The following is a 23,632-nucleotide window of genomic DNA, read 5'->3' on the forward strand; positions in this document are numbered from 1 at the left end:
CCTTCCCCTTGGCTCCCCACATCCATGTCCGAGACCTTCGAGAAGATTCAGAGCGTGCACAGCCTCTACCAACTCGTCGACGAGGAGTCCGAGCAGGTACCCCTGGCCTGGGAGATCTACTCGGGAGCGAAGGCGGCCCTGGCGACACCGGACCAACTCGATGAGGGGGAGGCCGATACGCTGACGGATTGGCGTGGGCGCTACCTGAACATCCTCGCCCGGCTGCTGAATGACCGGAGCGTGCGCAGCATCTGCCAGACGATGCGGACGAAGGCGGGCCCGTTCCGGAAGATGCTGACGGTGAACCAGCCCTCGCGGGATATCGACAACGGGCTGGGGCCGAGCCGCCAGCGCACGCGGATGTTCGCCGAGTGGCAGGCGCGCCCCTTCCAGGTGTTCATCCGCGGAGGGCTCTTCTATCGACGTCACTCCAGCGGGAAGCTGTCCCTCTTCGACACGTCCCGCATGGAATCCCATGGCAAGGCGTGCTTCGGCGGATATGTGCTGGACCTGGAGCAGCGGCTGTATGTCTTCAACCACCTCGACAAGGAGGACCGTATCGCCCACTCGACCTTCGTTCGCGGCGCGCCGACACGGTCCGCCGGGGAGATTCGCGTCCTCAACGGCCGGTTGCAGATGCTCACCAACCACAGCGGCCACTATCGCCCCGACAAGAAGTCGCTCCACGACACGCTGGTGTACTTCCAGAGCCAGGGCGTCGTCCTGGCCGGAGCGCTGGTGGCCTTCGTCGTGGACCCCCAGCTCGCGTTGGTGCCGCTGACGCCCGAGCAGCTCCCCTGGGTGTTCCTGTCGGACGTCGGCACGCTCCAGGTCGTCAAGGAGCTCGTCGACGACGAGGTCTCGGGCATCCTGGACCTGCAGGCGAGGGAGCGCCGTCGCGTGGCGTTGCTCAAGCAGCGCAGCTTCGAGCAGAACATCTCCTCGCGGTTCGTCTACAAGGCCTCGGCCTTCGTGAACGCCGTGGCCCAGGAGGACGCGCTGGCCCAACAGGCCCTCGACGACCTCTTCCCCGACAGCTGAGTCGGCGGGCGGCGGGGAGGTGCTGGCCTCGAACGCCTCGGGAGTTGACGAGCAGACGACGCCCGGGGCGGCGCGTCGCATTCCGCTCCCCCAGCCCTCCCCGGGTAGTGCGACACTGCGCGGGTGACTGTCTCCGCCCTCTACCGCGACTGTGCCCGCCTGTTCATGGTGGGCTTTCCTGGAACCCGCGTCGACGCCGACCTGGCGTCGCTGATGGATGACGGCATCTACGGCGCCATCCTGTTCAAGCGCAACGTGGGCACGGCCCAGGAGACGGCGGCGCTGTGCCACGCGCTCAAGGTGCGCGCGGGCCGGCCGTTCATCCTCTCGGTGGACCAGGAGGGGGGACGCGTGGCCCGGCTGCGCGGCGCGCCGTTCACCACCCTGCCCCCGATGCGGGAGCTGGGCCAGCGCGGGGACGCGGACGTCGTGGAGCGCGTGGGACGGCTGCTCGCCCACGAGCTGCGCGCGGTGGGCTTCGACTGGGACTTCGCGCCGGTGCTGGACGTGGACACCAACCCGGCCAACCCCGTCATCGGCGACCGGAGCTTCAGCCGGGATGCGGAGGCGGTGGGGCGGCTGGGCGTGGCGCTCGCGCGCGGGCTCGAGGCGGGCGGCGTCGCGTCCTGCGGCAAGCACTTCCCCGGGCACGGCGACACGATGACGGACAGCCACCTGACGCTGCCCCGGCTGCCGCATGATCTGGAGCGGCTGCGGCGCGTGGAGCTGGTGCCCTTCCGGGCCTTCGCGCAGGCGCGGCTGGCGTCGTTGATGACGGCGCATGTCATGTTCGACGCGCTGGACAAGGAGATGCCCGCGACGATGAGCGAGCGCGTGCTGACGGGCGTGCTGCGCCAGGAGCTGGGGTTCGACGGGGTGCTCGTCAGCGACGATTTGGAGATGAAGGCCATCGCGGCGCACTACTCCGTGGAGGAGGCCGCCGTGCGCGGCACGCTCGCGGGGGTGGACCTGTTCCTCGTGTGCCATCAGGTGGACGTGCAGCGGCGCGCCATCGAGGCGGTGGTGAAGGCGGTGGAGTCCGGACGGATTCCGCGCGAGCGCATCACCGAGGCGCATCGCCGGCTGGATGTGCTCGCCGCGCGCTTCGCACACCCGGCGGAGGACCGGCTCGCCACGCTCGGCGGGGCCGAGCATCTGGCGCTCGCCCAGGGGCTCGACAGCGCCTTCGCGGGCAAGGACCCGACCGAGGTCATGCTCGCGTCGCGCTGAGGGCTCGCGGGTGGAGCCCGCTCGGCTCGCCCCCGCGGGCCGTCGCGCCACGCACGTGCCGACGAGGGCGCACGGGGAAGCCCCGTGAGGCCACGTCCAGCTCGTGCGGCCATTTCGCCCAGGGCGCTCGCGGACGAAGCCTTCTTGCGAGGCCACGCCCGAGGGGCGCTGTCCTTCGGATGAATGCTCACGGGCGGAGTGATGCGACCCTGCTCGCGCAGGGCGGCGACCGGGGGTGGACCCTGCTCCCGGATCCAGGGGGCGCCCGGGCCTGGAGGCAGCGGCTCAGTGTGTGTTGTCAGGAGGTGGAGTCTGGGCGGGCGCTCGCGCCGGAGCGGAGTCCTTCGCCTCCTCGCGGTCCTGCCGGGCCTCCTTCTCCTCCTCACGGCGGATGGCGTCCGGGTCGCCTTGGGCGATTCCGGGCTGCACGCGAGGCGGCACGTTGTTCACGGCGGTGGGCGGAAGATTCTCGCCCACGCGGTCCTGCACCGGGGCGATGTTCGGGCCCGAGCCCCCCGTACCGGGACCGAAGCTGCTCAAGGGCTGGGCCTCGTTGGAGTTGCCCTGGTACCAGGAGCCACCCCAATCCCCGCAGGCGGTGCCCAGCGAGGTGATGACGACCAGGGCCCCAGGCAGGAGCCAACGGCGCGCGGTTCGGTGGTTCATGTGCAATCCCTCCGGCGAGCCATCCCGAGGCTCCAGAGGGATGGATACGCATCCCCCAGCCCACGGCGGCGGGGGGATGGGCGAGGGCACGCCGGGCGCCTAGCGGCGCGAGTGGGCGTTGCGGTCCTGCCAGCCGAGCGGGCGGTAGCCCCAGGAGCGGTGGTGGTCCGTGACGGTCCCCGTCATGGCGCCGTCCTCGCCGCCCAGGCCCTGCGCCGTGGGGGAGTAGGTGGCGCTGCCGTAGCGGTCCTGCATCATCTTGCCCGAGTCATCCCAGAGGGACTTGTTCTGCTGACCGTCGAGCTTGGGCGTGCGCGGGTCGATGCTGGAGCCAATCTCCTTGATGGTGCCGTTGTGGCCCCGGTCCGCGGTCATCAACCACGGCGGAGACTTCTCGGGATGCACGTTGCCCTCCATGTCCAGCAGGGCGCTCGGCTGGATGCCACGCTGCGCGAACGCGCCGCCTCGCGGCTCGTCCGGCTGCTTGCCTCCCGTCTCGGGAAGCGCACCACAACCCACGGTCCACAGCGCGCCCATCGTCAGCGCCGCCACCTGGGTCCACCGTCGAAGATTCAGCTCGCGCATGTCCACTCCCTTTGAGGTTCCCGTTCATCGAAGGTGGACACTCGACGGCGTCCACCCACGAAACAGGTACATGGCGGCCCTCGGCCGCTTGCTCAATTAAACCCTCGTGAGCGCGTGCGAACAGTCCTCTTCATGACTTCGTCAGGCGAGGAGGTCCGCGTGACCATCCACGCTTCTTCCTGACAGAAGGTGTATTCGGGCGGATGCGAAGGGTTTGCGAGGGCGGGCCCGGAGCACGCAAGATTTGCGTGGATCGACGAGCCCGCCACTCAGCGAAGCGACTTCACTTCTTCTTCGCGCGAGCTGCCTTCTTCGCGGGAGCGCTCTTCTTCGCAGCCCCCTTCTTCACCGGAGCCGACTTCTTCGCGGCACCCTTCTTGGCGGGCACGGCCTTCTTCGCGGCCGACTTCTTCGCCGGAGCCCCCTTCTTCACGGGCGCGGTCTTCTTCGCCGGAGCCGCCTTCTTCGCGGCACTCTTCTTCACGGGCGCGGCCGACTTCTTCGCCGGAGCCGCCTTCTTCGCGGGCGCGGCCTTCGTCACGGGCGCGGCCTTCGCCGGGCGAGCCTCGGGAGCCTCCACCTGGGCCGTGGCACCCGTCCCCGTGTCACGCGGCGCCTTGCGCTTCGGCGCATCGAACCGCGTCACCGGCACTCGCGCCGGAGCGGGCACCGGAGCGCTCGCGACCGGAGCCTCGCGCGCGTCCTCGTCACCCGCGCTCGACTCCTCCACGCTCGGGCTCGAGCCCGGCGCCGGTAACTCCCCCGTGGGAAGGCTCGTGGGCTTCGCGCCCAGCGCGGCGAGCACCTCCACCACGTGCCCGGTCACCTTCACCTTCGGCCACACCTGCTTCACCTTGCCATCCGGCCCGATGAGGAACGTCGCGCGGGTGATGCCCAGGAACTTGCGCCCGTACAGCGACTTCTCTCCCCAGACGCCGTACGCCTCCGACATCTGGTGCTCGGTGTCCGCCAGCAGCGGGAAGGGCAGGCTGAACTTGGTCGCGAACTTCCGGTGGCTCGCGGTGCTGTCCGCGGACACGCCGAGCACCACGGCGCCCGCGGCCTCCAGCGTCGAGTGCTCGTCGCGGAAGCTGCACGCCTCCACGGTGCACCCGGGAGTGTCATCCTTCGGATAGAAATAGAGGACGACGTTCTTCCCCGCGAACCGCGAGAGCGTCACGGTGTTGCCGTCCTGGTCCTGCAGCTGGAAGTCGGGAGCCGCGTCACCTGCTTGGGGCATGGGCATGCGCGTTCCATAGCCACAAACAGGGCACGTTCTCAATCTCCCCCACGCGCGCTACTTCGTCGCGGGCGCCTCATGGCCGTGCTCGTGGCCATGCTCCCCCGGCGGGTGGCTGTGCGACTCGATGCGCACCAGCTCCTTCTGACACTGCGTCAACGCCGCCTGCAGCGGCTCGCGCGCGGCGTCATCCGCCACGCCCAGCTTCTTCGCCAGCGCCTCGCACGCGGCGCGCTTGGCGTCGGAGTCGTCGGTGCCGGGGCCCGTCGCGCCCGGGGTCGCCAGCGGACGCGGGGGCAGCTTGCCCCGCAGGCCCCGGATGGCCGCCAGCCGCTTGTCGGCTTCCGGACGGGAGCGCGAGTCCTTGGGCACCGCCTCCAGCGCCGCGACGACCTCGTCCCAGGCCGGGTCCGTGGGACGCACGCCCTGGTCCACCAGGGCCTGGTACTTCACGTCGGCCTCGCGCAGCTTCTCGGGGCCGGAGTCACACCCGGTGGAGAACACCAGGCACAGCAGGATTGAGAGCGCGGCGGCAGGCCGCTGGAAGGCAGTCCACATGCTGCGTAGGTACCTCCTGCTGGCCTCTGGAGGGAAGCGCGGCTAGGGTGACGGGCCGTGCCGCCCATCCTCCTCGCCTTCCTGCTCGGTCTGTTCCAGGGCCTGCTCCATGCCGTGGGGCCGGACCATTGCGCCGCCGTGGCGACGCTCGGAACCCTGAACGGCGGCCGGCGCAAGGCGGCCATCATCACCGCCTTCCGCTTCGCGCTGGGGCACGCGGCCATGCTGGGCGGCATCGCCGCGGTGTGCCTGCTGGCCGGCGTGGGCCTTTCGGAGACCTTCGAGCGCTGGGCCGAAATCTTCGGCGGCGCCGTGCTGGTGGCGCTCGCCGTCACCGCCCTGCTCTTCCCCAACAGCCTGGACCACGGCCACCCCCACCTGCCCGGCCACGCGAAGGAGCCCCACCAGCACGTGCACACCGTCAGCACCGCCGCCGGCGCGCTGATGGCCGTCAGCGGCGTGCGCTCGCTGCTGCTCGCCCTGCCCCCGCTGCTCGTCGGCGGCAGCATGAGCCTGGCCGCGTGGACCTACCTGCCCGGCTTCGCCCTGGGCATCCTCATCGGCATGGGCGCGGTGGGCCTGCTCTTCGCCGAGGGCCTCACCCGCCTCAACGCGCGCATCACCGCCTGGGTCCAGCGCGCGGTGGCGCTGGCCTCCGGCGCGCTCGGCCTGTTCTGGATCGGCTCCCGCCTGACGGGCGGCTGAGCACCTCCCGAAACTCCCTCGGGGCTCCACGGGCGTCCCCTCTCGTCGAGGACGACGCCCGGGCCCACGAGGCCTACGAGCGCTTCTCCAGGATGCCCAGCGACATCATCGCCACCAGGAACCCGTAGACGACGTGCTCGGGGCGGTTGGCGAACGCGAGCAGCTCCGCCACCGTGCGGATGCCGTCGATCTTCGGCAGCAGCTCCGCCTCCCACCGCTCCAGCTCCACCTCGTTGAACTGGTACGAGGGAGCCACCGCCGGGATGAGCCGGTCCTCGGGCTGCAACAGCCGACGCAGGCGCTCCGGCTTGTAGAGCTTCTTGATGCCGCGGACGATGAGGTTGCCGGGGTGCACGTCCAGCTTGATGGACTCCGCGCTGGCCTTCTCCCGGAAGCTCATCACGTACGTGGCTTCATCCCAGGCGAAGAGCGAGTAGATGACCGCCTTCACCTGCTGGCCCACGTAGTACAGCCGCTCGGTGTCCTTGAGCAGCCCGCGCTCCACCAGCACGTCGCCTGTGCGGCGGTTGGTCTGTCCCGCCACGGCGGAGGCGTCCTGGAGCTGCTCGGGCTTGATCTTCCCCACGCGGACCAGGAACTGGCCGAAGCGGTCCGCGAGCAGGTTGGAGAGGGCGAACACGGGCATGCCCTTCTCGAAGTAGACGACCTTCTTCACCTTGCCCTTCTGGATGCCCAGCTCGCCCGTCTCCCGGGACAGGTAGTAGGCGGTGAGCAGCGAGGGCAGGTTGTCCTTCAGCTCGCCCCGGCGGCTGCCCGGCGCGCCCGAGCCCGGGGGCGGCTGGTCCGGGGGACGGCCCGGCGTGGGCGGCCGCACCTGGGTGGCCGGCACCTTCTGCATGGGGCTGGCGGTGAGGTTGGCGCCGCGAATCTCCGCGGTGATGTTGCCGCCGCCCGTCACCTTGATGCGGCCCGTCAGCTCCATGACGTCCTGGGGGCCCTCCTCCTCCACGTCGATGTCCAGCTCCACCTCGAAGGCGTCCTGGAGCGAGCCCGCGGGTGGGGCCTTCTTCTCGGGGGCGAGGACCTTGGTGACGGCCTCCAGGAGCTTCTGCGCCTCGAAGGGTTTCTCGAAGTAGCCGGCCGCCTGGTACTTCTGGCGCGCCTCCAGCGCGTGCTTGCCGCCCTTGAAGACGCCGGTGATGAAGAGCAGCGGCAGCTGCGGGTTGTCCTTGCGCAGCGCGTCCGCCAGCGGATAGCCCATCATGTCCGGCAGCAGGATGTCCAAGACGGCCGCGCCGGGGGGATTCGCCTTGGCCACCTCGATGGCCTGCTTGCCGCGGCTGGCGCCGACGACCTCGTAGCCCGCGTCCTCGAAGAGCTGCGTGAGGAGGGAGAGAAGCTCCGGGTTGTCATCGACGACGAGGATTCTGGGGGCGGCCATCGCGGGCCGTACGCTACCAGATGCCAGCCAGGGGGTGGGACAATCTACCCCCGGCCTCCCCTTTCCACGGTGGATGCATCTGTGCCGCCGGGCGGTTAGGGTGACGACCCCGTCATGGCCTCTCTCCGTCACCTGTTCCGTGCCCGGACCCTCGGTCTGCTGGCGTGCCTGTCCCTCGTGTCCCCCGCGCTCGCGTGGGCCTGGTCCGCCGACGACGCGGGCGCCGACGGGGGCATCATCATCCCCCTGCCGGACGCCTCCTCCGGCGAGGGCGGGCCGGACCGCGACAACCCGGAGGGCGAGGACGGCACCGGGCGGGTGAACACCGTCTGCCGCCACAGCGGCGACTGTTCGGCGCGCTTCACCTGTGATGACGGGAAGTGCCGTTACACGGGTGTGCGCAAGGCGGAGCAGGTAGGCTGTCTGATGGGCGCGGAGGGTGCGCTGGTGCTGGTGGGTCTGGTCGGACTGGCCCGGCCCCGGCGCAACCGAGGATAGGGGACGCGTGCATGCGGCTGGGCCTCAAGGCGGACAACCTGCTGGAGCGCGTGGCGGACTGGCTCAACCTGGCCCCCAAGCCCCTGGCCCATGCCTTCTTCGGGATGATGGCCTCGCGCACGCTGATGGCGGGGGTGCGGCTGGGGGTGTACGGCGCGCTGGCGGACGGCGCGGCGACCTCCGAGGCGCTGGCCGCCCGGCTGAAGCTGTCCCCCGAGGGGATGCGCTCGCTGCTGGAGGCCCTCATCGCCTGTGAGGCGGTGGAGCGGCAGCGCGACGGCCGCTACCGGCTGGCGCCCCGCTCGAAGCGGTGGCTGGACCCGCGCTCGCCCCAGTACGTGGGGGCGTTCCTGGAGTTCAACTACGCGCAGTGGGACTGGTGGAGCCAGGTGGAGGGCGTGGTGCGCACGGGCGAGGCGGTGGACATCCACGGCTTCGCCCCCGAGGACCCGCGCTGGCGTGACTACATCCACGCCATGCACCAGCTCGCCCGGCTGGCGGCCCCCGAGGTGACGAGCGCCATCCCCCTGCCCCGGGGCGCGAAGACGCTCTTGGATTTGGGCGGGGCGCACGGCTGGTTCGCGGCGGAGATGTGCCGGCGCAACCGGGGCCTGAAGGCGACGGTGCTGGACCTGGAGGGCAGCGTGCGCGTGGGGCGGGACATCATCGCCTGCGCGGGGCTGAGCCACCTGGTCACCCACCAGGCCGGGGACATCCTCACCGCGGACCTGGGCGGCCCGTATGACGGGGTGCTGCTGTTCCAGGTGATGCACCACCTGACGCCCGCGCAGAACGTGGCGCTCCTGCGCCGCATCCGGGGGGCGCTGGCGCCGAAGGGGACGCTGGCGGTGCTCGAGTACCTGCGCGAGGACATCCAGGACCCCTCCAGCTCCGCGCCGCTCATCGGCCTGCACTACTTCGTGACGTCGGGCGCGGCGGCGTACACGCCCGCCGAGGTGGAGGGCTTCCTGGACGACGCGGGCTATCGCATCGAGAGCAGCCGGCCCATCCGCCACCTGCCCCTGCAGACGCTGCACGTGGCGCGGCTCGACTGAGTCTCGTCCGGGCGGGCACGTCCTTCCGCCCCCTGGAGACGGCGCCGATGGGCTACCCTGCGCCTCCCGTTGCCCATGGTTCCCGAGACTCCCCTCTCCGCTGATTCGCCAGACGTGGCGCTCGCCGTCGACCTCGACGGGACGCTGGTGCGTACCGACACGCTGCACGAGAACCTGCTCGTCCTCTTCAAGCGCGCGCCCTGGCTGGTGCTGCTCCTTCCCCTGTGGGTCCTCAAGGGCAAGGCGTACTTCAAGGCGGAGGTGGCCCGGCGCGCCGCGCTGGACGCCTCGCTGCTGCCCTATAACGAGGAGCTGCTCGGCTTCCTCCAGGAGGAGAAGGCGAAAGGGCGCAGGCTGGTGCTCGCCACCGCGGCGGACCAGCGCATCGCGCAGGCCGTGGCCTCGCACCTGGGGCTGTTCGCCGAGGTGCACGCGAGCGACGGCCGGGAGAACCTGTCCGGGGCGCGCAAGCTCGCGAAGCTGAAGGCGTCGCTCGGCACGTTCGACTACGCGGGCAACGACGCGGTGGACGTGCCCTTGTGGCGCGAGTCGCGGCAGGTGGTGGTGGTGCACGCGCCCTCGGGCGTGCTGAAGCAGGCGCACGGGCTGGGGCGCGCGGTGCACCGCGTCTTCGAGAAGCCGAGGACAAGCCCCCGCGTCTGGGTGAAGGCGCTGCGCGTGCACCAGTGGGCGAAGAACGCGCTGGTGTTCGTGCCGCTGCTCGCCGCGCACAAGGCCGCGTCGCCGGACCTGCTGCTCAAGGCGGTGTTGGGTTTCGTGGCGTTCAGCCTGTGCGCGTCCAGCGTGTACGTGCTCAATGACCTGTTGGACCTGGACTCCGACCGGCGGCACCCGACGAAGAAGAACCGTCCGTTCGCGGCGTGCACGCTGCCGGTGAGCGTGGGGGTGGTGATGGCGCCCCTCCTGCTGCTGGCGGGCGCGGCGGTGTGTCTGTTGTTGCCGCCCGCCTTCGCGGCGCTCCTGGCGACGTACTACGCGCTGACCCTGGCGTACTCGCTGAGGCTCAAGCAGGTGGTGATGCTGGACGTGCTGGTGCTGGCGGGCCTGTACACGGTGCGCATCTTCGGCGGCTCGCTGGCGGTGGGCGTGCCCACGTCGAGCTGGCTGTTGATGTTCAGCATGTTCCTGTTCCTGTCGCTGGCGCTGGTGAAGCGGCTTTCCGAGGTGCGCAGGCTCCGGCTGTCCAACGAGACCTCCGCGCACGGGCGAGGCTACCTGGCGCAGGACTACGAGCAGCTGGCCAGCCTGGGCGCGGCGGCGGGCCAGGTGTCGGTGCTGGTGCTGGCGCTGTACATCACCTCGAAGGAGGTGACGGTGTACTACGACCACCCCGAGCGGCTGTGGCTCTTGTGCCCGGTGATGCTGTACTGGGTGGGCCGCATCTGGGTGCTGGCGCATCGCGGGCAGGTGAACGAGGACCCGCTCGTCTTCGCGCTGAGGGACCGGGTGAGCTACGCGGTGGGGCTGGTCGCGGCCCTGGTGCTGTGGGCGGCCACGTGAGAGGGCTTGCGCGATGAAGGCACTGGAGTCCTGGGGACGCTATCCCCGAGTCGAGCAGCGCACGCACGCGCTGACGTGGCGCTCGGACGCGCTGCCCGAGGTGTCCGGCGCGGTGCTGCCGCACGGGCTGGGGCGCAGCTATGGCGACTCGTGTCTGAACGGGGGCGGCACGCTGCTGCTCACCTCCGGGCTGGACCGGCTCATCGCGTTCGACGCGGCGACGGGCGTGGTGCGCTGCGAGGCGGGCGTGTCGCTGGACACGCTGTTGCGTCTGGCGGTGCCGCGCGGCTGGTTCCTGCCGGTGACGCCGGGCACCAAGTACGTGACGGTGGGCGGCGCCATCGCCAACGACGTGCACGGCAAGAACCACCACCGTGGCGGGACGTTCGGCCGGTACGTGCGCCGCTTCGAGCTCTTGCGCTCGGATGGCAGCCGCCGGGTGTGCGCGCCGGACGAGAACCCGGATTGGTACGGGGCGACGATTGGGGGCCTGGGGCTCACCGGGCTCGTCACGTGGGCGGAGGTGCAGCTCAAGCCCATCAGCAACCCGTTCGTGTTGCAGGAGACGGTGCCCTTCGGGAACCTGGATGAGTTCCTGGTCGTGGCGCGCGAGTCCGAGGCGGACCACGAGTTCACCATGGCGTGGGTGGACTGCCTGGCGCGGGGCCGGAAGCTGGGGCGCGGGCTGCTCTACCGGGGCAACTTCGCGCCGCCGCAGTTCGACCGGCTGCCGTTGGCGAAGAGCCACCTGTCGCACGGCATGGGGCTGGCGGTGCCCATGGACATGCCGGCGTTCTGCCTCAACCGGCTGTCGGTGTCGGCGTTCAACTGGCTGTACTTCCACCGGCAGAACGGCAAGCCGAAGCAGCGGCTGACGCACTACGACCCGTTCTTCTATCCGCTGGATGCCATCTATGGCTGGAACCGCATCTACGGCCGGCGTGGCTTCCTCCAGTTCCAGTGCGTGGTGCCGTACGCGACGGCGCGCGACGCGCTGAAGGAAATCCTGGAGCGCAGCTCGCGCGGCGCGCTGCCCAGCTTCCTGTCGGTGTTGAAGACCTTCGGTGACATCCCCTCTCCAGGGTGGCTGTCCTTCCCGCGCCAGGGCGTGACGCTGGCCATGGACTTCGCCAACCGGGGGGAGAAGACGTACCGGTTGGTGGAGGACCTGGACAAGCTCACGCGCGAGGCGGGCGGCGCGGTGTATCCGGCGAAGGACGCGCGGATGAGCCCGGAGAGCTTCGCGGCGTACTTCCCGCTCCGCGCGCAGTTCGCGGGCTACATCGACCCGGCCTTCTCCTCGTCCTTCTGGCGGCGGATGAACCCGGTGGCCCTGCCCTTCTCGCTGGAGTCGGAGCGGAAGGGCGGAGCCGCCGCGCCGCAATCCCTGCTTGCGCTTCGCTGACCCCTCTTCGAGATTCCAAGCCCCATGAAGAAAGTGCTCGTCCTCGGCGCCACCAGCGCCATTGCCCAGGCGACGGTGAGACTGCTCGCCGCGCGCGGTGCCTCGCTGTACCTGGTGGGCCGCAACGTGGAGAACCTGGACGCGGTGGCGAAGGATGCCGCCACGCGGGGCGCCGCGAAGGTGGAGTCGAAGGCGCTCGACCTGAATGACTTCAGCGCGCACGAGGCGCTGGTGGACGGGGCGTTCCAGGCGCTGGGCGGGCTGGACGGCGTGGTGCTGGCGCACGGGGTGCTGGGAGACCAGACGGAGGCGCAGCGCTCGTGGGCGGCGACGGAGGCGGTGCTGCGCACCAACTTCCTGAGCGCGGTGTCGCTCCTGACGGCGCTGGCGAACCGCTTCGAGGCGCAGAAGGCGGGCACGCTGGTGGTGATTTCGTCGGTGGCGGGAGACCGCGGCCGGCAGAGCAACTACGTGTACGGCGCGTCGAAGGGCGCGCTGAACGTGTTCCTCCAGGGCCTGCGCAACCGGCTGGCGAAGTCCAACGTGGCGGTGGTGACGGTGAAGCCCGGCTTCGTGGACACGCCGATGACGGCGCACATCCCGAAGAACAAGCTGTTCGCCTCGCCGGAGAAGGTGGCGCGCGGACTCCTGAGCGCGGCGGACGGGCGCAAGAACGAGGTCTACGTCCCCGGCATCTGGGCGCTCATCATGCTCATCATCAAGAGCATCCCGGAATCCGTGTTCAAGAAGTTGAAGCTCTAGCTGTAAACGGACGCCGGGAGCGGCGCTGCTTGTCAGACGGCTTTGCTATCTCCACACTCGGGGCATGGCCTACGGCAAACGCGAAACAGAGGGTGTCGCGACCCTCGCCGACATCGAGGCTCTGCCCGAGGGCGTCGTGGGCGAGATCATCGAGGGAACGTTGTATGTGCATGCCCAGCCGCGTGCTGGGCATATGGACACGCTGGGCGGCCTGTTTGCCGCACTCCGAGGGCCCTTCCAGCAGGGGCGAGGTGGGCCTGGAGGTTGGTGGATTCAAGTGGAGCCCGGTATCCGACTGGAGGGCTCTCCTGAGTTCATTCCGGATGTCGCGGGGTGGAGGAAGGACCGGGTGGCGAGGATTCCGACGGGCTCGTGGCTCGTCGCGCCCGACTGGGCCTGTGAAGTCCTGTCGCCATCGACGCGCGCCTACGACCTGCGCATCAAGCGCCCCTTCTACGCGCGGATAGGCATCAAGCATCTGTGGTTCATCGACCTGGACGCACGCACCTTGCTGGTGAGCGAGCTGCGCGAGGGACAGTGGGTGGAGGTCGGGACCTACTGCGATGAGGACGTCATCCGAGTGCCTCCGTTCGAGGACCTCGAGTTGAGGCTCGGCGAGCTCTGGCCGCTCCTGGAGCCCACCTCCGGGACATAGCCTCCCACGTCGGCTTGTCAGACGACTCTGCTATCTCCACACTCGGGGCATGGCCTACGGCAAACGCGAAACAGAGGGGGTCGCGACCCTCGCCGACATTGAGGCTCTGCCCGAGGGCGTCGTGGGCGAGATCATCGATGGTGCGCTGTACACGCATGCCCGCCCCGGGGGCGGACATGTGTATCTGGGCTTGAGACTCTTCGGCGAGCTGGATGGTCCCTTCCAGCTCGGCAATCCCGGCCCGGGCGGCTGGTGGCTCATGGTCGAGCCCGGCATCCAGGCCGAGGGCTCTCCCGAGTTCATCCCCGACCTCGCCGGCTGGCGACGCGAGCGCGTCCCCACGCTCCCCGAGCGACAGTGGACCACCGTGCCCGACTGGGTCTGTGAAATCCTGTCGCTGTCCACCCGCTCGTACGACGTGCGCATCAAGCGTCCGTTCTACGCGAGGCTCGGAATCCGCCACCTGTGGCTCATCGACCTGGAGGCGCGCACGCTCACCGTGAGCGAGCTGCGCGAGGGCCACTGGAGCGAGGTGGCCGTCCATCACGAGCACGAGGACCTCATCCGCGTCCCGCCCTTCGAGGACCTGCCGCTGCGCTGGAGCTGGCTGTGGCGCTCGCTCCAGCGTCCCATGCCTTGAGGCTCAGCGCGCCGCCGGGCGGAACCACGTGGGCTCCGCTCGCACGGACGTGCCTCCCGTGAACATGCCGCTGGTGAAGAACTCGTTCTCGAAGAAGTGGTACGGGTGGACGAGCTCCGGACGGCTCGCCGCCTCCAGCTTCGCCGCCTGCGCCTCCGGAATCACCACGTCCAGCGCGCGCAGGTTCGCCTCCAGCTGCTCCGGCTTCGTCGCCCCGATGATGGTCGACGCCACGCCCGGCCGCCGCGTCACCCACGCCAGCGCCACCTGCGCCGGCGGCCTGTCCAGCTCCCGCGCCACCTCCAGCAGCGCCTCCACGATGCCCCAGTTGCGCTCCGTGAAGAGCTTCTCGAAGCCCGGGTTCCCTCCCCCCTGGATGGCCGCCACGCGCCCATCCCCCTTCACCACGCCGCGCTCCCGCGTGTACTTGCCCGACAACAACCCCGAGGCCAGCGGACTCCACGGCGTGATGCTCGCGCCCAGCTGCAACGCGGCCGGGATGTGCTCGCGCTCGATGTTGCGCTCCACCAGCGAGTACTCGAGCTGCAACGCGGCCACCCGCTCCCACCCCTCCTTCTCCGCCAGCGTCTGCGCCCGCGCGAAGTACCAGGCCGGCACGTCCGAGAGCCCGATGTAGCGGACCTTCCCCGAGCGCACGAGGTCCGTCATCGTGGACATCACCTCCTCGAGCGGCGTGATTCCGTCCCACGCGTGCAGCCAGTACAGGTCCACGTAGTCCGTCTTCAACCGACGCAGCGACGCCTCCAGCGAGCGCCGGAGGTTCTTGCGCCCATTGCCGCCCGCGTTCGGGTCCCCGGGAATCGTGTTCACCGTGAACTTCGTCGCGATGACGGCGCTGTCCCGTCCGCCGTGCTCCGCGAAGTAGTCCCCGATGAACGCCTCGCTCGTGCCGCCCGTGTACCCATCCGCCGTGTCGATGAAGTTGCCGCCCGCCTCCAGGTAGCGGGCCAGCAGCCGGTGCGCCGTGTCCTTGGGGCTGCCCCAACCCCACTCCGTGCCGAATGTCATGGCCCCCAGCGCGAGCGGGCTCACCCGCAGGCCCGAGCGGCCCAGCAGGTGGTACCTCGACAGCGTGTCGATGCGGTTCGTCGTCGTCATGCGTGCCTCCGTGGCTGACCTCAAACTGCCGCCCACGGGCTTTTTCGAGAAGAGACTGGAATCGCAAACACTGTTTAGGATGGCTTCACAATGGCCCTGACACCCCTGAACGAGCTCGCCGTGTTCGTCGCCGTCGCCCGGCACAAGAGCTTCACGCGCGCGGGCAAGGAGCTTCGCGTCTCCACGTCCGCGGTGAGCCAGACGGTGCGCATGCTGGAGGAGCGCGTGGGCGGCGCCCTGCTCTCCCGCACCACGCGCAGCGTGTCGCTCACGGACATGGGGCAGCGCCTGCTGGAGCGCGCGGGGCCAGGACTGGAGTCGGCGCTGGGCGCGCTGGAGCACCTGTCCGCGGACGTGTCCGAAATCAGCGGCACGCTCCGGCTCACGGTGCCCGTGATGGGGCTCGCCACCGTCATCGAGCCTGTCATCCCCCGCTTCATCCAGGAGCACCCCCATGTCCGCGTCGACGTCCGGGTCACGGACCGGTTCGTGAACATCGTGACGGAGGGGCTCGACGCGGGACTGCGGCTGACGGAGTCCGTGGAGCGCGACATGGTGCAGCTGCGCCTGTCGCCCTCCTTCCGCTTCCTCATCGTCGGCTCGCCGGCCTACCTGAAGAAGCATGGGACGCCGACGCGCCCCGCGGACCTGGCGCAGCACGAGTGCATCGGCTACCGCGCCCCCACCACGGGCCTGCCGTACCACTGGGAGCTGGAGCGCGGGCGCAAGCAGCTGCGCATCGCGGTGAAGGGGCCGCTCGTCACGGACGACTCGCAGTTCACGCGGCGCATGGCCGTGGCGGGCGTGGGCCTGGCGTACCTCGCCGAGCCGGAGCTCACCCCGGCGTTGCGCGAGGGGACGCTGCGGGCCGTGCTGGAAGACTGGGCACCCTCCGTCCCGGGCCTCTTCCTGTACTACCCCCACCGGGCTCGCGCCTCACCCGCGCTGAAGGCCTTCGTCGCGCTCGCGCGGAAGATGCTTCCCACGCCCACACGCGCCTGAGGCTCACCCCGTGGGCGTCGGCCCCGAAAGGAACGCCAGCGCCGTGCGGACGAAGACCTCACGCCACGCCCCGAAGAGCGGGACATGGCCTTCACCGGGGACGACCCACAAGCGGGACTCCGGAATGGAGCGGTGCAGCTCCACCGTCAGCTCCACCGGATAGAGCGGGTCCTGGTCTCCCTGGACGAGCAGCGTCGGCGCGCGCACCGTTCCCAGGTGCGGCGGCGTGAAGCTCATGTCATCGAAGCTGTCCGCGAAGCCTCGGACATGTCGCCACAGGGCTCGAATCTGCGCGTCTCCGTGTACGTGCTTCGAGCGCAGGTCCGCCCACTCCGCCTCCGAGCGCGACGCCTCCGTGTAGGTCGCCATGATGCGGCGGGCCGACGCGGGGTAGTACGGCGTGCTGGAGACCAGCACCATCCGCTCCACGCGCGCGGGTGCTCGCGTGGCGACGTGAAGCAGCGTGTTGCCACCCAGGCTCATCCCGATGGCTCGGCACCGCTCGATGCCCAGCGCGTCCAGGAGCGCGAGGACATCCGTCGCGCACTGGCGCGTGGTGAAGTCCTCCGAGGGATTGTGGCTCCGGCCGTGGCCTCGCAGGTCGGGGATGACGAGCCGGTACTCACGGGCCAGCGCGTCCAGGTCGAACACGTGGCCCCAGTCCTCGCCCGCACCGGTGAAGCCGTGAAGGAGGAGCAACGGAGGCCCCTCGCCCAGCAGCGTGCAGTGCAGCCGCAGGTCCTCCAGCGTGACTGTGCGCGTCTCTCGCGTCGCGTTCATCCCATGCCCCCGTGCGTGACCGGAGACATTCCGGTCGCGCGGGGACGTACGGGAACGCGGCGCGACTTGATAGCTTCGTTCTTTCGCGCAAAACTGCTTCACGGCATCACGGGCCGCGCACGGCCATGCTCAGTCGAGCGACCCGTCGATGATCTTCTTCGCAATCCCGAACGAGAAGCCCGCGCGCGCCAGGGAGGCCAAATCCCTCTGACGGTTCTCCTCGCGCGTCGCCAGGTTCTTGCGAAAGGGGCCCAGGCGCTTCTTCCGGGCCCAGATGCGCGCGGCGTCCTCGTCGGAGACCTCCGCGGTGGCCTGCGCCAGCTTGCGCTGCACCAGGTCCGCGGCCACGCCCTTCATCCGCAGCTTCTGCGCAATCACCCGCGTGCTGCGCCCGGCCGCGCGCAGCGACTGCGCCTTCATGCCCGCGTAGGCATCATCGTTGATGAGGCCGTTGCGGATGAGCTTCTGCGTGAGCGCGTCAATCCACCCGAGCGCCTCCGCGCGGTCCCCGCCGTGCTCCTTCACCGAGCGGTCCACGCGGCGCACCAGCACGCGCTTGAGCTGGCTCACCGTGGAGGCGTAGCGCTTCAAGTAGTGCAGCGCCGCGTTCTCCAGGTAGCGAGCGGACACCTTCCGGGGTCGCTTCTGCTTCCTCGGGGGCCTGCTGTCCTGTCCGGTTCGGTCGTCTTCCACGCCGCCCTATCTATCAGGGCGGTCCGACGAAGACGCCGCTCGGGTGATACCCCGACGAAACGAGGGCGGACGGACGAGCAGGCGCCTCGTCCGCCTCCCCCACTGCCGAGGACGCGCGGATGACAGCGCCGCCCGGACGACGGGGTCCACGCCCCAGCGAGCCATCGCCTCGCAGGGAGGTCGGGCCACCGAGCGGACCCGCGAAGTCACTGCCCCTCGCGCACCACCGCACGCCCTCTTTCCTTCACTTGCGCGGAGCATCAGCGGGAGAGCAGGACTGCGGGGTCACAGGGCCTGGAGCACTGCCGCGAACACTCCCCGCATCACGGTATGGCCGCGCGCTACGAACATGAAGCAGGCGTGCCGATTCGTGGGGGCAGCGCCTCACGGTGGCTTCAGCATCACCGCGAGCCCCTCGCATCACCGTGAAGCTGCGCGCTCCGAGCACGAGGCGTGCGTGCCTGTTCATAGGGCAGCACCTCACGGAGCCGCGAGCCCCTCGCATCACCGTGTAGCCGCAGGCTCCGAGCACGAAGCGGGCGTGCCTGCGCGTGGGGGCAGCGCCTCACAGAGCGGCAGCCCCGAGGCCTCCGGCAGCGTCACGCCCAGCCAGGAGGCCAGCGTGGGCGCCAGGTCCAGTGGCGTCACGGCGCGCCCATGTCGCACGGCGGGCAGCCCCTGGCCGTAGAGGATGAGCGGCACGTGCGTGTCGTACTCGTAGGGCGTCCCGTGCGTGCTCGCATGGTCGTCATCCGGCGCGAGCAGCACATGCGGGTCCGCGATGAGCACCAGCTCTCCCGAGCGCGCGGGCACGTACTCCTGCCGCACCCTCCGGGCAAAACCCTCCGCCCGGTCCGCGCTCACCTCCGCGGCGGACACCACCTCCGCGATTCCCGGCACGGCCCGCGCCGCCGTCTTCGCCACCTCGACCGCCTGCTCCAGCGACACACCCCGCGCCTTCAACCGCGCCTGTCGCAGATACAGGTGCGGCGCGATGAACGCCTCCACCCAGTCCTCCGCGCCGAAGGCCCCATCCATCGCCGCGTCCACCGCGCGCGTCACCGTCTCCGCCGGCAACCGCTGCTCGGCTCGCGCCGGCGCGGGTGCCATCCCGTGGTCCGCGCTCATCGCGACCAACACCTTCGACAACCCCACCTCGCGGTCCATCGCCTCCAGGAACACGGCCAGCGCCCGGTCCAACCGAAGGAGCATGTCCACCGTCTCGTGGCTCTCCGGCCCGAAGCTGTGGCTCACCACGTCCACGCTCGACATGCCGATGGCCAGCAAGTCCCTCGCACCGGGGCGCTTGCCCAGCTGCTCCGCCTTCACTCCCGCGAGCGCGAGCTCGAACAACGTCTCCGCCCCCCGCGGCGTGTACAGGAACGCCTCCTCCGTGGTCAGCGGATGGGGGAACGTCCGCCCCAGTCCCTCGGGCGGGCGCTCGCGCGCGTCATCATCCGGGCCCAGCGAGCCATACACGGACGCCTCCGCACTCCGTGCCCACGCGCCTCCCCTCCGCGAGCCCAGGGCCTGATTGAACTCGGACACCCAGGTCGGCAGCTCGCGCGCATGGTGACGGCTCGTGGTGAAGCCCTTCGCGCCCCACCAGTACGCCTGCCCGCGCTGCCCGCCCAGCATGATGGCCGCGCGGTCCTTCAGTGACACCGACACCACGCGCGAGGAGCCACCGTGCGTCTCCAGCAAGCGGTCTCCCAACGTCGCCACCCGCAGCCGCCAGGGCGACACCCCCTTCCCCTTCGGGTCATCGAGCGGCGGGCTGGCCGGGTCCCGAACACAGCTCACGTCCGCGCCCGTCTCCCGCTCGTACCACTCGTTCGAGATGATGCCGTGCGCTCCGGGGAGCGCCCCTGTCGCGAGCGTCGCGTGCCCCGGACACGTCTTCGTCGTCGCGTACGGATAGCGCGCGGCATCGAAGACGGTGCCACCCTCCAGGAGCCGACGGAAACCGCCCGGCCCCATGCGGTGACGCCAGCGCTCCAGGTCGTCGTAGCGAAGTCCATCGAACACCAGGAACACCACCAGCGACGGCCTCGCCCCCACCTCCTCGCCCGGCGACACCACCGGCCGCGAGCCACCCCGCGGCGGCGCCACCTGCCGCCTCCCCACCCTGCCCGAGGACAGCTCCGACTCCCGCGCCTGCCCCGCTCCGGAGCCCAGCGCCCCCAGCAGACAGCCGACCGACATGAGCACCCGACTCAACGAAGCCGCCATGGTTCCGCCTCCACCACCGCGAGCACCGCGGCGTGGAAGGCATCCTGCGAGCCACGGCCCTCATCCATCCAATGGATAGACTGGATGAATCCCATAGAATGGTTGGATGGACCTGGACCCTCGCTATCTCCAGACCTTCTTCGTCGTGAGCCGGGAGCGCGGCTTCAGTCGCGCGGCGACTGTGCTCCACCGTACCCAGCCCGCGGTGAGCTACCAGGTGCGTCAGCTCGAGGAGCAGCTCGGCACCGTGCTCTTCGACCGCACCACGCGCACGCTCACCCTCACCGACGCGGGCGCGAAGCTGCATGCCCTGTGCGAGCGCTTCTTCGACGAGTTCGGCCGACTCGCGCGCGGACTGCGGACCGGTGACGTACCCGCCGAGCCCCTGCGCATCGCCTCCGTGAGCGGCTTCGGTCGCTACGTGCTCTATCCCCTGCTCGCCCGTCAGCGACTCGCGGCCCCATACTCCCTGCGCTTCCCCACGGCCGAACAGGTCTTCGAGTCCCTGGAGGACGGCGCCTGTGACGTGGGTTTCGTCTACCTGCCCCATGTGTCCAGCCGCCTGCTCACCGCGCCCGTGTGGCGAGAACAGCTCGTGCTCGTCGGGCCCCCTGGCGCCAAGGGGAAGACCTTCCCGCGGCTCGAGGCCTTCGAGGACCTGACCTTCGTCACCTATGACGAGTGCGAGTACGTCTTCGGCAAGTGGTTCGAGGGACACTACGGACGACAGCCCCGCTCGATGCGCGGCACGTACCACTTCGAGGAGCTGGAGGAGGTGGTGGGCACGGTGGCCGCCGGCCACGGCTGGTCCATCCTCCCCGACCACTGCGTCGCCCAGGCCGCGCGCCAGGGCACTGTCGTCATCGCCCCCGCGCCCGGCCGCAAGCAGGTCACCAACCTCATCTACTCCGTGCAACGGGCGAACGCGCCCGAGAACCCCTCGGCGCTCCGGCTCATCGACGCCCTGCGCACCGAGGGCGAGAAGCCCCTGACCGCCGCGCCTCGAAGCCAGCCGCGTCGCCGCCCCACACGACGCTCCGCTCGCTGAAGGGGTCCGACCGAGCAGGGACGGCGGTCTCTGGCGAGACGCCCCGCCGCATCGCGCCAACGCACCGCTCGCTCTCGACGACGAAGCCTCACGCGCGGGGTTCACAAGGCACCTCGGACAAGCCGCGTCGATGCCACACCGTCGATGCAACCCCTCGTGAGCGCCGACGTCCTCCACCACTCCGAACCCACGTGACCGCCGACGCCCCAGCCCCCGCAACCGCTCGTTCACCACGCGTCGCGTCACCCCACCGGACAACCACCTTTTGAGTCCGCGCGACGCCCCTGGCTACGCTCGGCGGCCCGAGGCCGCCATGACCACCGCCGCCCCCGTCCCTTCCGCGCCCGAGCCCGTCGCGCCCGTGACGCCCACCGTCGCGCCCGAGCCGTCCCTTCCTCCGTGGAGCCTGGCGAAGCGGCTCGGCTTCCGCTTCGTCTGCGCCTACGTCCTCCTCTACGCCTTCCCCTTCCCGGTGTACGTCGTCCCCGTCATCGGCGAGCCCATCTCCGAGGCCATCTCCGACTTCTGGAACCTCGTGGTCCCCTGGGTCACCCGCAACGTGGCCGGCTACCAGGGCGAGCTCTCTCTCGCGCAGACGGGCAGCGGCGACAAGGCCATCGACTATGCCCAGACCGCCGTCTTCCTCGCGCTCGCCCTCGTCGCGACCGGCGTGTGGTCCCTCGTCGACCGGCGGCGTCCGCGCTACGAGAAGGCCCACGCCCTGCTGCACCTCTACGTGCGCTACCTGCTGGCCGTCCCCATGCTGGGCTACGGCTTCTCCAAGGTCTTCAAGTCGCAGTTCCCCATGGCGTCCGTCGAGCGGCTCACCCAGTCCCTCGGCGACTTCTCCCCCATGGGCCTGTTGTGGACCTTCATGGGCCACTCCCCCGGCTACAACCTCTTCACCGGAGGCGCCGAGGTGCTGGGCGGCCTGCTGCTGCTCGCCCGTCGCACCACCACGCTCGGAGCGCTGGTGGTCATCGGCGTCATGTCCAACGTCGTCGCGCTGAACTTCTTCTACGACGTCCCCGTCAAGCTCTACTCCACCCAGCTCCTGCTCTTCGCCGTCTTCCTCACGCTGCCGGACCTGCGCCGGCTCGCCAACGTCTTCGTCCTCAACCGCGCCACCCAGCCCGCGTCCCTCGAGCTCCCCTTCACCCTCTCCCCGCGCGTCCTCTGGGCCTCCCGAGCCGTGAAGGTCCTCTTCATCGGCTGGCTGCTCCACAACAACATCACCAGGGGCCACGAGCGCTACACCCAGTGGGGTGACGGCGCGCCCCCGCCACCCTTCGGAGGCCTCTACAAGGTCGAGTCCTTCACCCGGGACGGCCAGGAGCTCCCGCCCCTGCTGACGGACCCGCATCGCTGGCGCGCCGTGTCCGTCGGCCGCAATGTGGTGGCCGCCCGGCTGATGAATGACGTGCGCCGCTACTTCCCCGTGAAGGAGGGCGAGGCCGGCAAGTCCATCCTCCTCATGTCGGGACGGGGCGACGACGCCAAGCCCGTGGCCACCCTCCAGCGCGAGACGCCGGATGCGGAGCACTTCGTGCTCGAGGGCGAGGTCGACGGCGCGAAGGTCCACGTTCGACTCAAGCAGGTGGACATCTCGAACTTCGAGCTGCGCGGACGCGGCTTCCACTGGGTGCAGGAGAAGCCCTACAACCGCTGACGCCTACCGCTCCGCCGGGCACACGCTCGCCACCGCGGCGGGCGTCCGGGGCAGGGGCTCCACGAAGCGCCCCTCGCCGAAGCCCAGCGCCCAGAAGCGCGGGCGCACCTCCTCGCGCGCGAGCAGCCGCAACAGCAGGAACTTCGCCTCGTCCTGCCCGTCGAAGGCCATGGGGAAGGTGTTGTGGTGCATGGCCACGGACGTGGAGGAGCCGAGCACCTTGTGCGCATCCAGCGCCTCGCGCGGCCCCATGTGCACCGTGTGGAGCACGCGCGGCCGGTAGGCCCCGATCGGCAACACCGACAGCCGCATGGGCCCGAAGCGCGCGGCCATCATCGCGAAGTGCGGACCGAAGCCCGTGTCCCCCGCGAAGAACGCCGGCCCGCCCGTGGTCGACACCACGTACCCGGCCCACAGCGTCTCCGCCTGGTCCGTGAGCCCCCGGTTCGAGCGGTGCTGCGCGGGCACCGCCGTCACCGACACCTCCGGCGTCACCCGCGTGGCCTGCCACCAGTCCAGCTCCTCCACGTGCCGGAACCCCTCGTCATCCAGGAGCGCCTTGTTGCCCAGCCCGACGATGAAGCGCGGCTGGTGCGCCGCCTCCAGCCTGCGCAGCGTGGGCAGGTCCATGTGGTCGTAGTGGTTGTGGCTCACCACCACCACGTCGATGGGCGGCAGGTCCTCGAAGCGGATGCCCGGCGGGTGCACCCGCTTGGGCCCCACCCACGGCACCGGGCTGGGCCGCTCCGAGTAGATGGGGTCCGTCAGCACATTCACCCCGTCCGCCTGGATGAGCACGGTGGCGTGGTTGATGAGCGTGACCTTGAGCTTGCCCGGGCCCACGCGCTCGGGCGGGGGCCTGCCGGGGGGAAGGTCCTCGTACTCGCGCCACGCGCCGCGAGGCTCCTTCAGCGCCGCGCCAATCAGCTCGGACGCCGACAGCATCGGCGCGTCACCGATGTTCTGGAACTTCTCCCCGTCGAAATGCGCCATCGGCGGCCCCCGGTGGCTGGGGCCCGCGAAGAGGCAGCCGCCCACGAGCGGCGCGCAGGCGAGCAGGCCCCACAGGGCGGTCGACGAGGGAAACCAACGGGCCAGGGACGCCTGGGGCATGGGGGCGACGCTC

General features: G+C 70.3%; 23 protein-coding genes. 13 read left to right on the forward strand and 10 right to left on the reverse strand.

Annotated features, from left to right (window positions below):
• Positions 1 to 24: 24 nt before the first annotated feature.
• Positions 25 to 1,041, forward strand: coding sequence for an IQM protein middle domain-containing protein (locus tag AC6JA9_RS37595; protein ID WP_223782712.1), 1,017 nt, complete (start codon positions 25 to 27; stop codon positions 1,039 to 1,041).
• A gap of 165 nt (positions 1,042 to 1,206) precedes the next feature.
• Positions 1,207 to 2,271: a beta-N-acetylhexosaminidase gene (gene nagZ, locus AC6JA9_RS37600; RefSeq protein WP_223750789.1), complete on the forward strand. Its 1,065-nt coding sequence runs from the start codon at positions 1,207 to 1,209 to the stop codon at positions 2,269 to 2,271.
• Positions 2,272 to 2,556: 285 nt separating this feature from the next.
• On the opposite strand, the gene AC6JA9_RS37605 is transcribed toward nagZ, so the two are convergent.
• The 4 genes from AC6JA9_RS37605 to AC6JA9_RS37620 form a co-directional block, all read right to left on the reverse strand.
• Positions 2,557 to 2,937 carry a hypothetical protein gene (locus tag AC6JA9_RS37605; protein WP_223782714.1) on the reverse strand — a complete coding sequence of 127 codons (381 nt, stop codon included), beginning with the start codon at positions 2,935 to 2,937 and terminating at the stop codon, positions 2,557 to 2,559.
• Between the two features lie 99 nt (positions 2,938 to 3,036).
• Complete coding sequence (locus AC6JA9_RS37610) at positions 3,037 to 3,522, reverse strand: hypothetical protein (RefSeq protein ID WP_223750769.1); 486 nt, start codon at positions 3,520 to 3,522, stop codon at positions 3,037 to 3,039.
• 283 nt (positions 3,523 to 3,805) lie between these two features.
• A complete protein-coding gene (gene bcp / locus AC6JA9_RS37615) occupies positions 3,806 to 4,762 on the reverse strand; it encodes a thioredoxin-dependent thiol peroxidase (protein ID WP_267699285.1) in 957 nt (318 codons plus the stop codon).
• Between the two features lie 57 nt (positions 4,763 to 4,819).
• A complete protein-coding gene (locus AC6JA9_RS37620; RefSeq protein ID WP_223750767.1) occupies positions 4,820 to 5,320 on the reverse strand; it encodes a hypothetical protein in 501 nt (166 codons plus the stop codon).
• A 57-nt stretch (positions 5,321 to 5,377) separates the two neighbouring features.
• Here AC6JA9_RS37620 and AC6JA9_RS37625 point away from each other — a divergent pair, with 57 nt between their 5' ends.
• Positions 5,378 to 6,025: a hypothetical protein gene (locus AC6JA9_RS37625; protein WP_223750766.1), complete on the forward strand. Its 648-nt coding sequence runs from the start codon at positions 5,378 to 5,380 to the stop codon at positions 6,023 to 6,025.
• Positions 6,026 to 6,098: 73 nt separating this feature from the next.
• Here AC6JA9_RS37625 and AC6JA9_RS37630 read toward each other — a convergent pair whose 3' ends face one another.
• Positions 6,099 to 7,427 carry a response regulator gene (locus AC6JA9_RS37630; RefSeq protein ID WP_223750765.1) on the reverse strand — a complete coding sequence of 443 codons (1,329 nt, stop codon included), beginning with the start codon at positions 7,425 to 7,427 and terminating at the stop codon, positions 6,099 to 6,101.
• Positions 7,428 to 7,541: 114 nt separating this feature from the next.
• On the opposite strand from AC6JA9_RS37630, the gene AC6JA9_RS37635 reads away from it, so the two are divergent.
• The 7 genes from AC6JA9_RS37635 (at position 7,542) to AC6JA9_RS37665 (ending at position 13,963) form a co-directional block, all read left to right on the forward strand.
• The gene (locus tag AC6JA9_RS37635; protein ID WP_141326516.1) at positions 7,542 to 7,925 is read left to right on the forward strand and encodes an MXAN_6627.5 family MYXO-CTERM protein; all 384 of its coding nucleotides are present in this window, start codon (positions 7,542 to 7,544) and stop codon (positions 7,923 to 7,925) included.
• Positions 7,926 to 7,936: 11 nt separating this feature from the next.
• A complete protein-coding gene (locus AC6JA9_RS37640) occupies positions 7,937 to 8,980 on the forward strand; it encodes a class I SAM-dependent methyltransferase (RefSeq protein WP_046716431.1) in 1,044 nt (347 codons plus the stop codon).
• A gap of 75 nt (positions 8,981 to 9,055) precedes the next feature.
• Positions 9,056 to 10,501, forward strand: coding sequence for a UbiA family prenyltransferase (locus tag AC6JA9_RS37645; protein WP_223750763.1), 1,446 nt, complete (start codon positions 9,056 to 9,058; stop codon positions 10,499 to 10,501).
• A 13-nt stretch (positions 10,502 to 10,514) separates the two neighbouring features.
• A complete protein-coding gene (locus AC6JA9_RS37650) occupies positions 10,515 to 11,906 on the forward strand; it encodes an FAD-binding oxidoreductase (RefSeq protein ID WP_497958586.1) in 1,392 nt (463 codons plus the stop codon).
• A 24-nt stretch (positions 11,907 to 11,930) separates the two neighbouring features.
• Positions 11,931 to 12,668 (forward strand): SDR family oxidoreductase, encoded by a 738-nt coding sequence (locus tag AC6JA9_RS37655; protein ID WP_046716433.1) that lies wholly within the window; start codon positions 11,931 to 11,933, stop codon positions 12,666 to 12,668.
• A 64-nt stretch (positions 12,669 to 12,732) separates the two neighbouring features.
• Entirely contained in the window at positions 12,733 to 13,323 is a 591-nt protein-coding gene (locus AC6JA9_RS37660; RefSeq protein ID WP_223750761.1) for a Uma2 family endonuclease, read from the forward strand.
• A 121-nt stretch (positions 13,324 to 13,444) separates the two neighbouring features.
• On the forward strand, positions 13,445 to 13,963 hold the full coding sequence (locus tag AC6JA9_RS37665; protein WP_408889008.1) for a Uma2 family endonuclease: 519 nt from the start codon (positions 13,445 to 13,447) through the stop codon (positions 13,961 to 13,963).
• Positions 13,964 to 13,966: 3 nt separating this feature from the next.
• Here the strand turns inward: AC6JA9_RS37665 and AC6JA9_RS37670 are convergent, their stop codons facing one another.
• Complete coding sequence (locus AC6JA9_RS37670) at positions 13,967 to 15,082, reverse strand: aldo/keto reductase (RefSeq protein WP_223750759.1); 1,116 nt, start codon at positions 15,080 to 15,082, stop codon at positions 13,967 to 13,969.
• A gap of 90 nt (positions 15,083 to 15,172) precedes the next feature.
• Here AC6JA9_RS37670 and AC6JA9_RS37675 point away from each other — a divergent pair, with 90 nt between their 5' ends.
• Positions 15,173 to 16,084: a LysR family transcriptional regulator gene (locus tag AC6JA9_RS37675; protein ID WP_141326527.1), complete on the forward strand. Its 912-nt coding sequence runs from the start codon at positions 15,173 to 15,175 to the stop codon at positions 16,082 to 16,084.
• Positions 16,085 to 16,087: 3 nt separating this feature from the next.
• On the opposite strand, the gene AC6JA9_RS37680 is transcribed toward AC6JA9_RS37675, so the two are convergent.
• The 3 genes from AC6JA9_RS37680 to AC6JA9_RS37690 form a co-directional block, all read right to left on the reverse strand.
• Complete coding sequence (locus AC6JA9_RS37680; protein ID WP_223782720.1) at positions 16,088 to 16,864, reverse strand: alpha/beta fold hydrolase; 777 nt, start codon at positions 16,862 to 16,864, stop codon at positions 16,088 to 16,090.
• Between the two features lie 129 nt (positions 16,865 to 16,993).
• Positions 16,994 to 17,557: a regulatory protein RecX gene (locus AC6JA9_RS37685; protein WP_046716438.1), complete on the reverse strand. Its 564-nt coding sequence runs from the start codon at positions 17,555 to 17,557 to the stop codon at positions 16,994 to 16,996.
• Positions 17,558 to 18,061: 504 nt separating this feature from the next.
• Positions 18,062 to 19,789, reverse strand: a complete 1,728-nt coding sequence (locus tag AC6JA9_RS37690; protein ID WP_497958587.1) for an alkaline phosphatase family protein — start codon at positions 19,787 to 19,789, stop codon at positions 18,062 to 18,064.
• A 106-nt stretch (positions 19,790 to 19,895) separates the two neighbouring features.
• On the opposite strand from AC6JA9_RS37690, the gene AC6JA9_RS37695 reads away from it, so the two are divergent.
• Together AC6JA9_RS37695 and AC6JA9_RS37700 are read left to right on the forward strand one after the other, a co-directional pair.
• Positions 19,896 to 20,837, forward strand: a complete 942-nt coding sequence (locus AC6JA9_RS37695; RefSeq protein ID WP_497958588.1) for a LysR family transcriptional regulator — start codon at positions 19,896 to 19,898, stop codon at positions 20,835 to 20,837.
• 313 nt (positions 20,838 to 21,150) lie between these two features.
• Positions 21,151 to 22,506 (forward strand): DoxX family membrane protein, encoded by a 1,356-nt coding sequence (locus tag AC6JA9_RS37700; RefSeq protein WP_223750754.1) that lies wholly within the window; start codon positions 21,151 to 21,153, stop codon positions 22,504 to 22,506.
• A gap of 3 nt (positions 22,507 to 22,509) precedes the next feature.
• Here the strand turns inward: AC6JA9_RS37700 and AC6JA9_RS37705 are convergent, their stop codons facing one another.
• On the reverse strand, positions 22,510 to 23,619 hold the full coding sequence (locus AC6JA9_RS37705) for an MBL fold metallo-hydrolase (RefSeq protein WP_223750753.1): 1,110 nt from the start codon (positions 23,617 to 23,619) through the stop codon (positions 22,510 to 22,512).
• Between the last annotated feature and the right edge of the window lie 13 nt (positions 23,620 to 23,632).

Source organism: Myxococcus sp. MH1 (assembly GCF_059738865.1).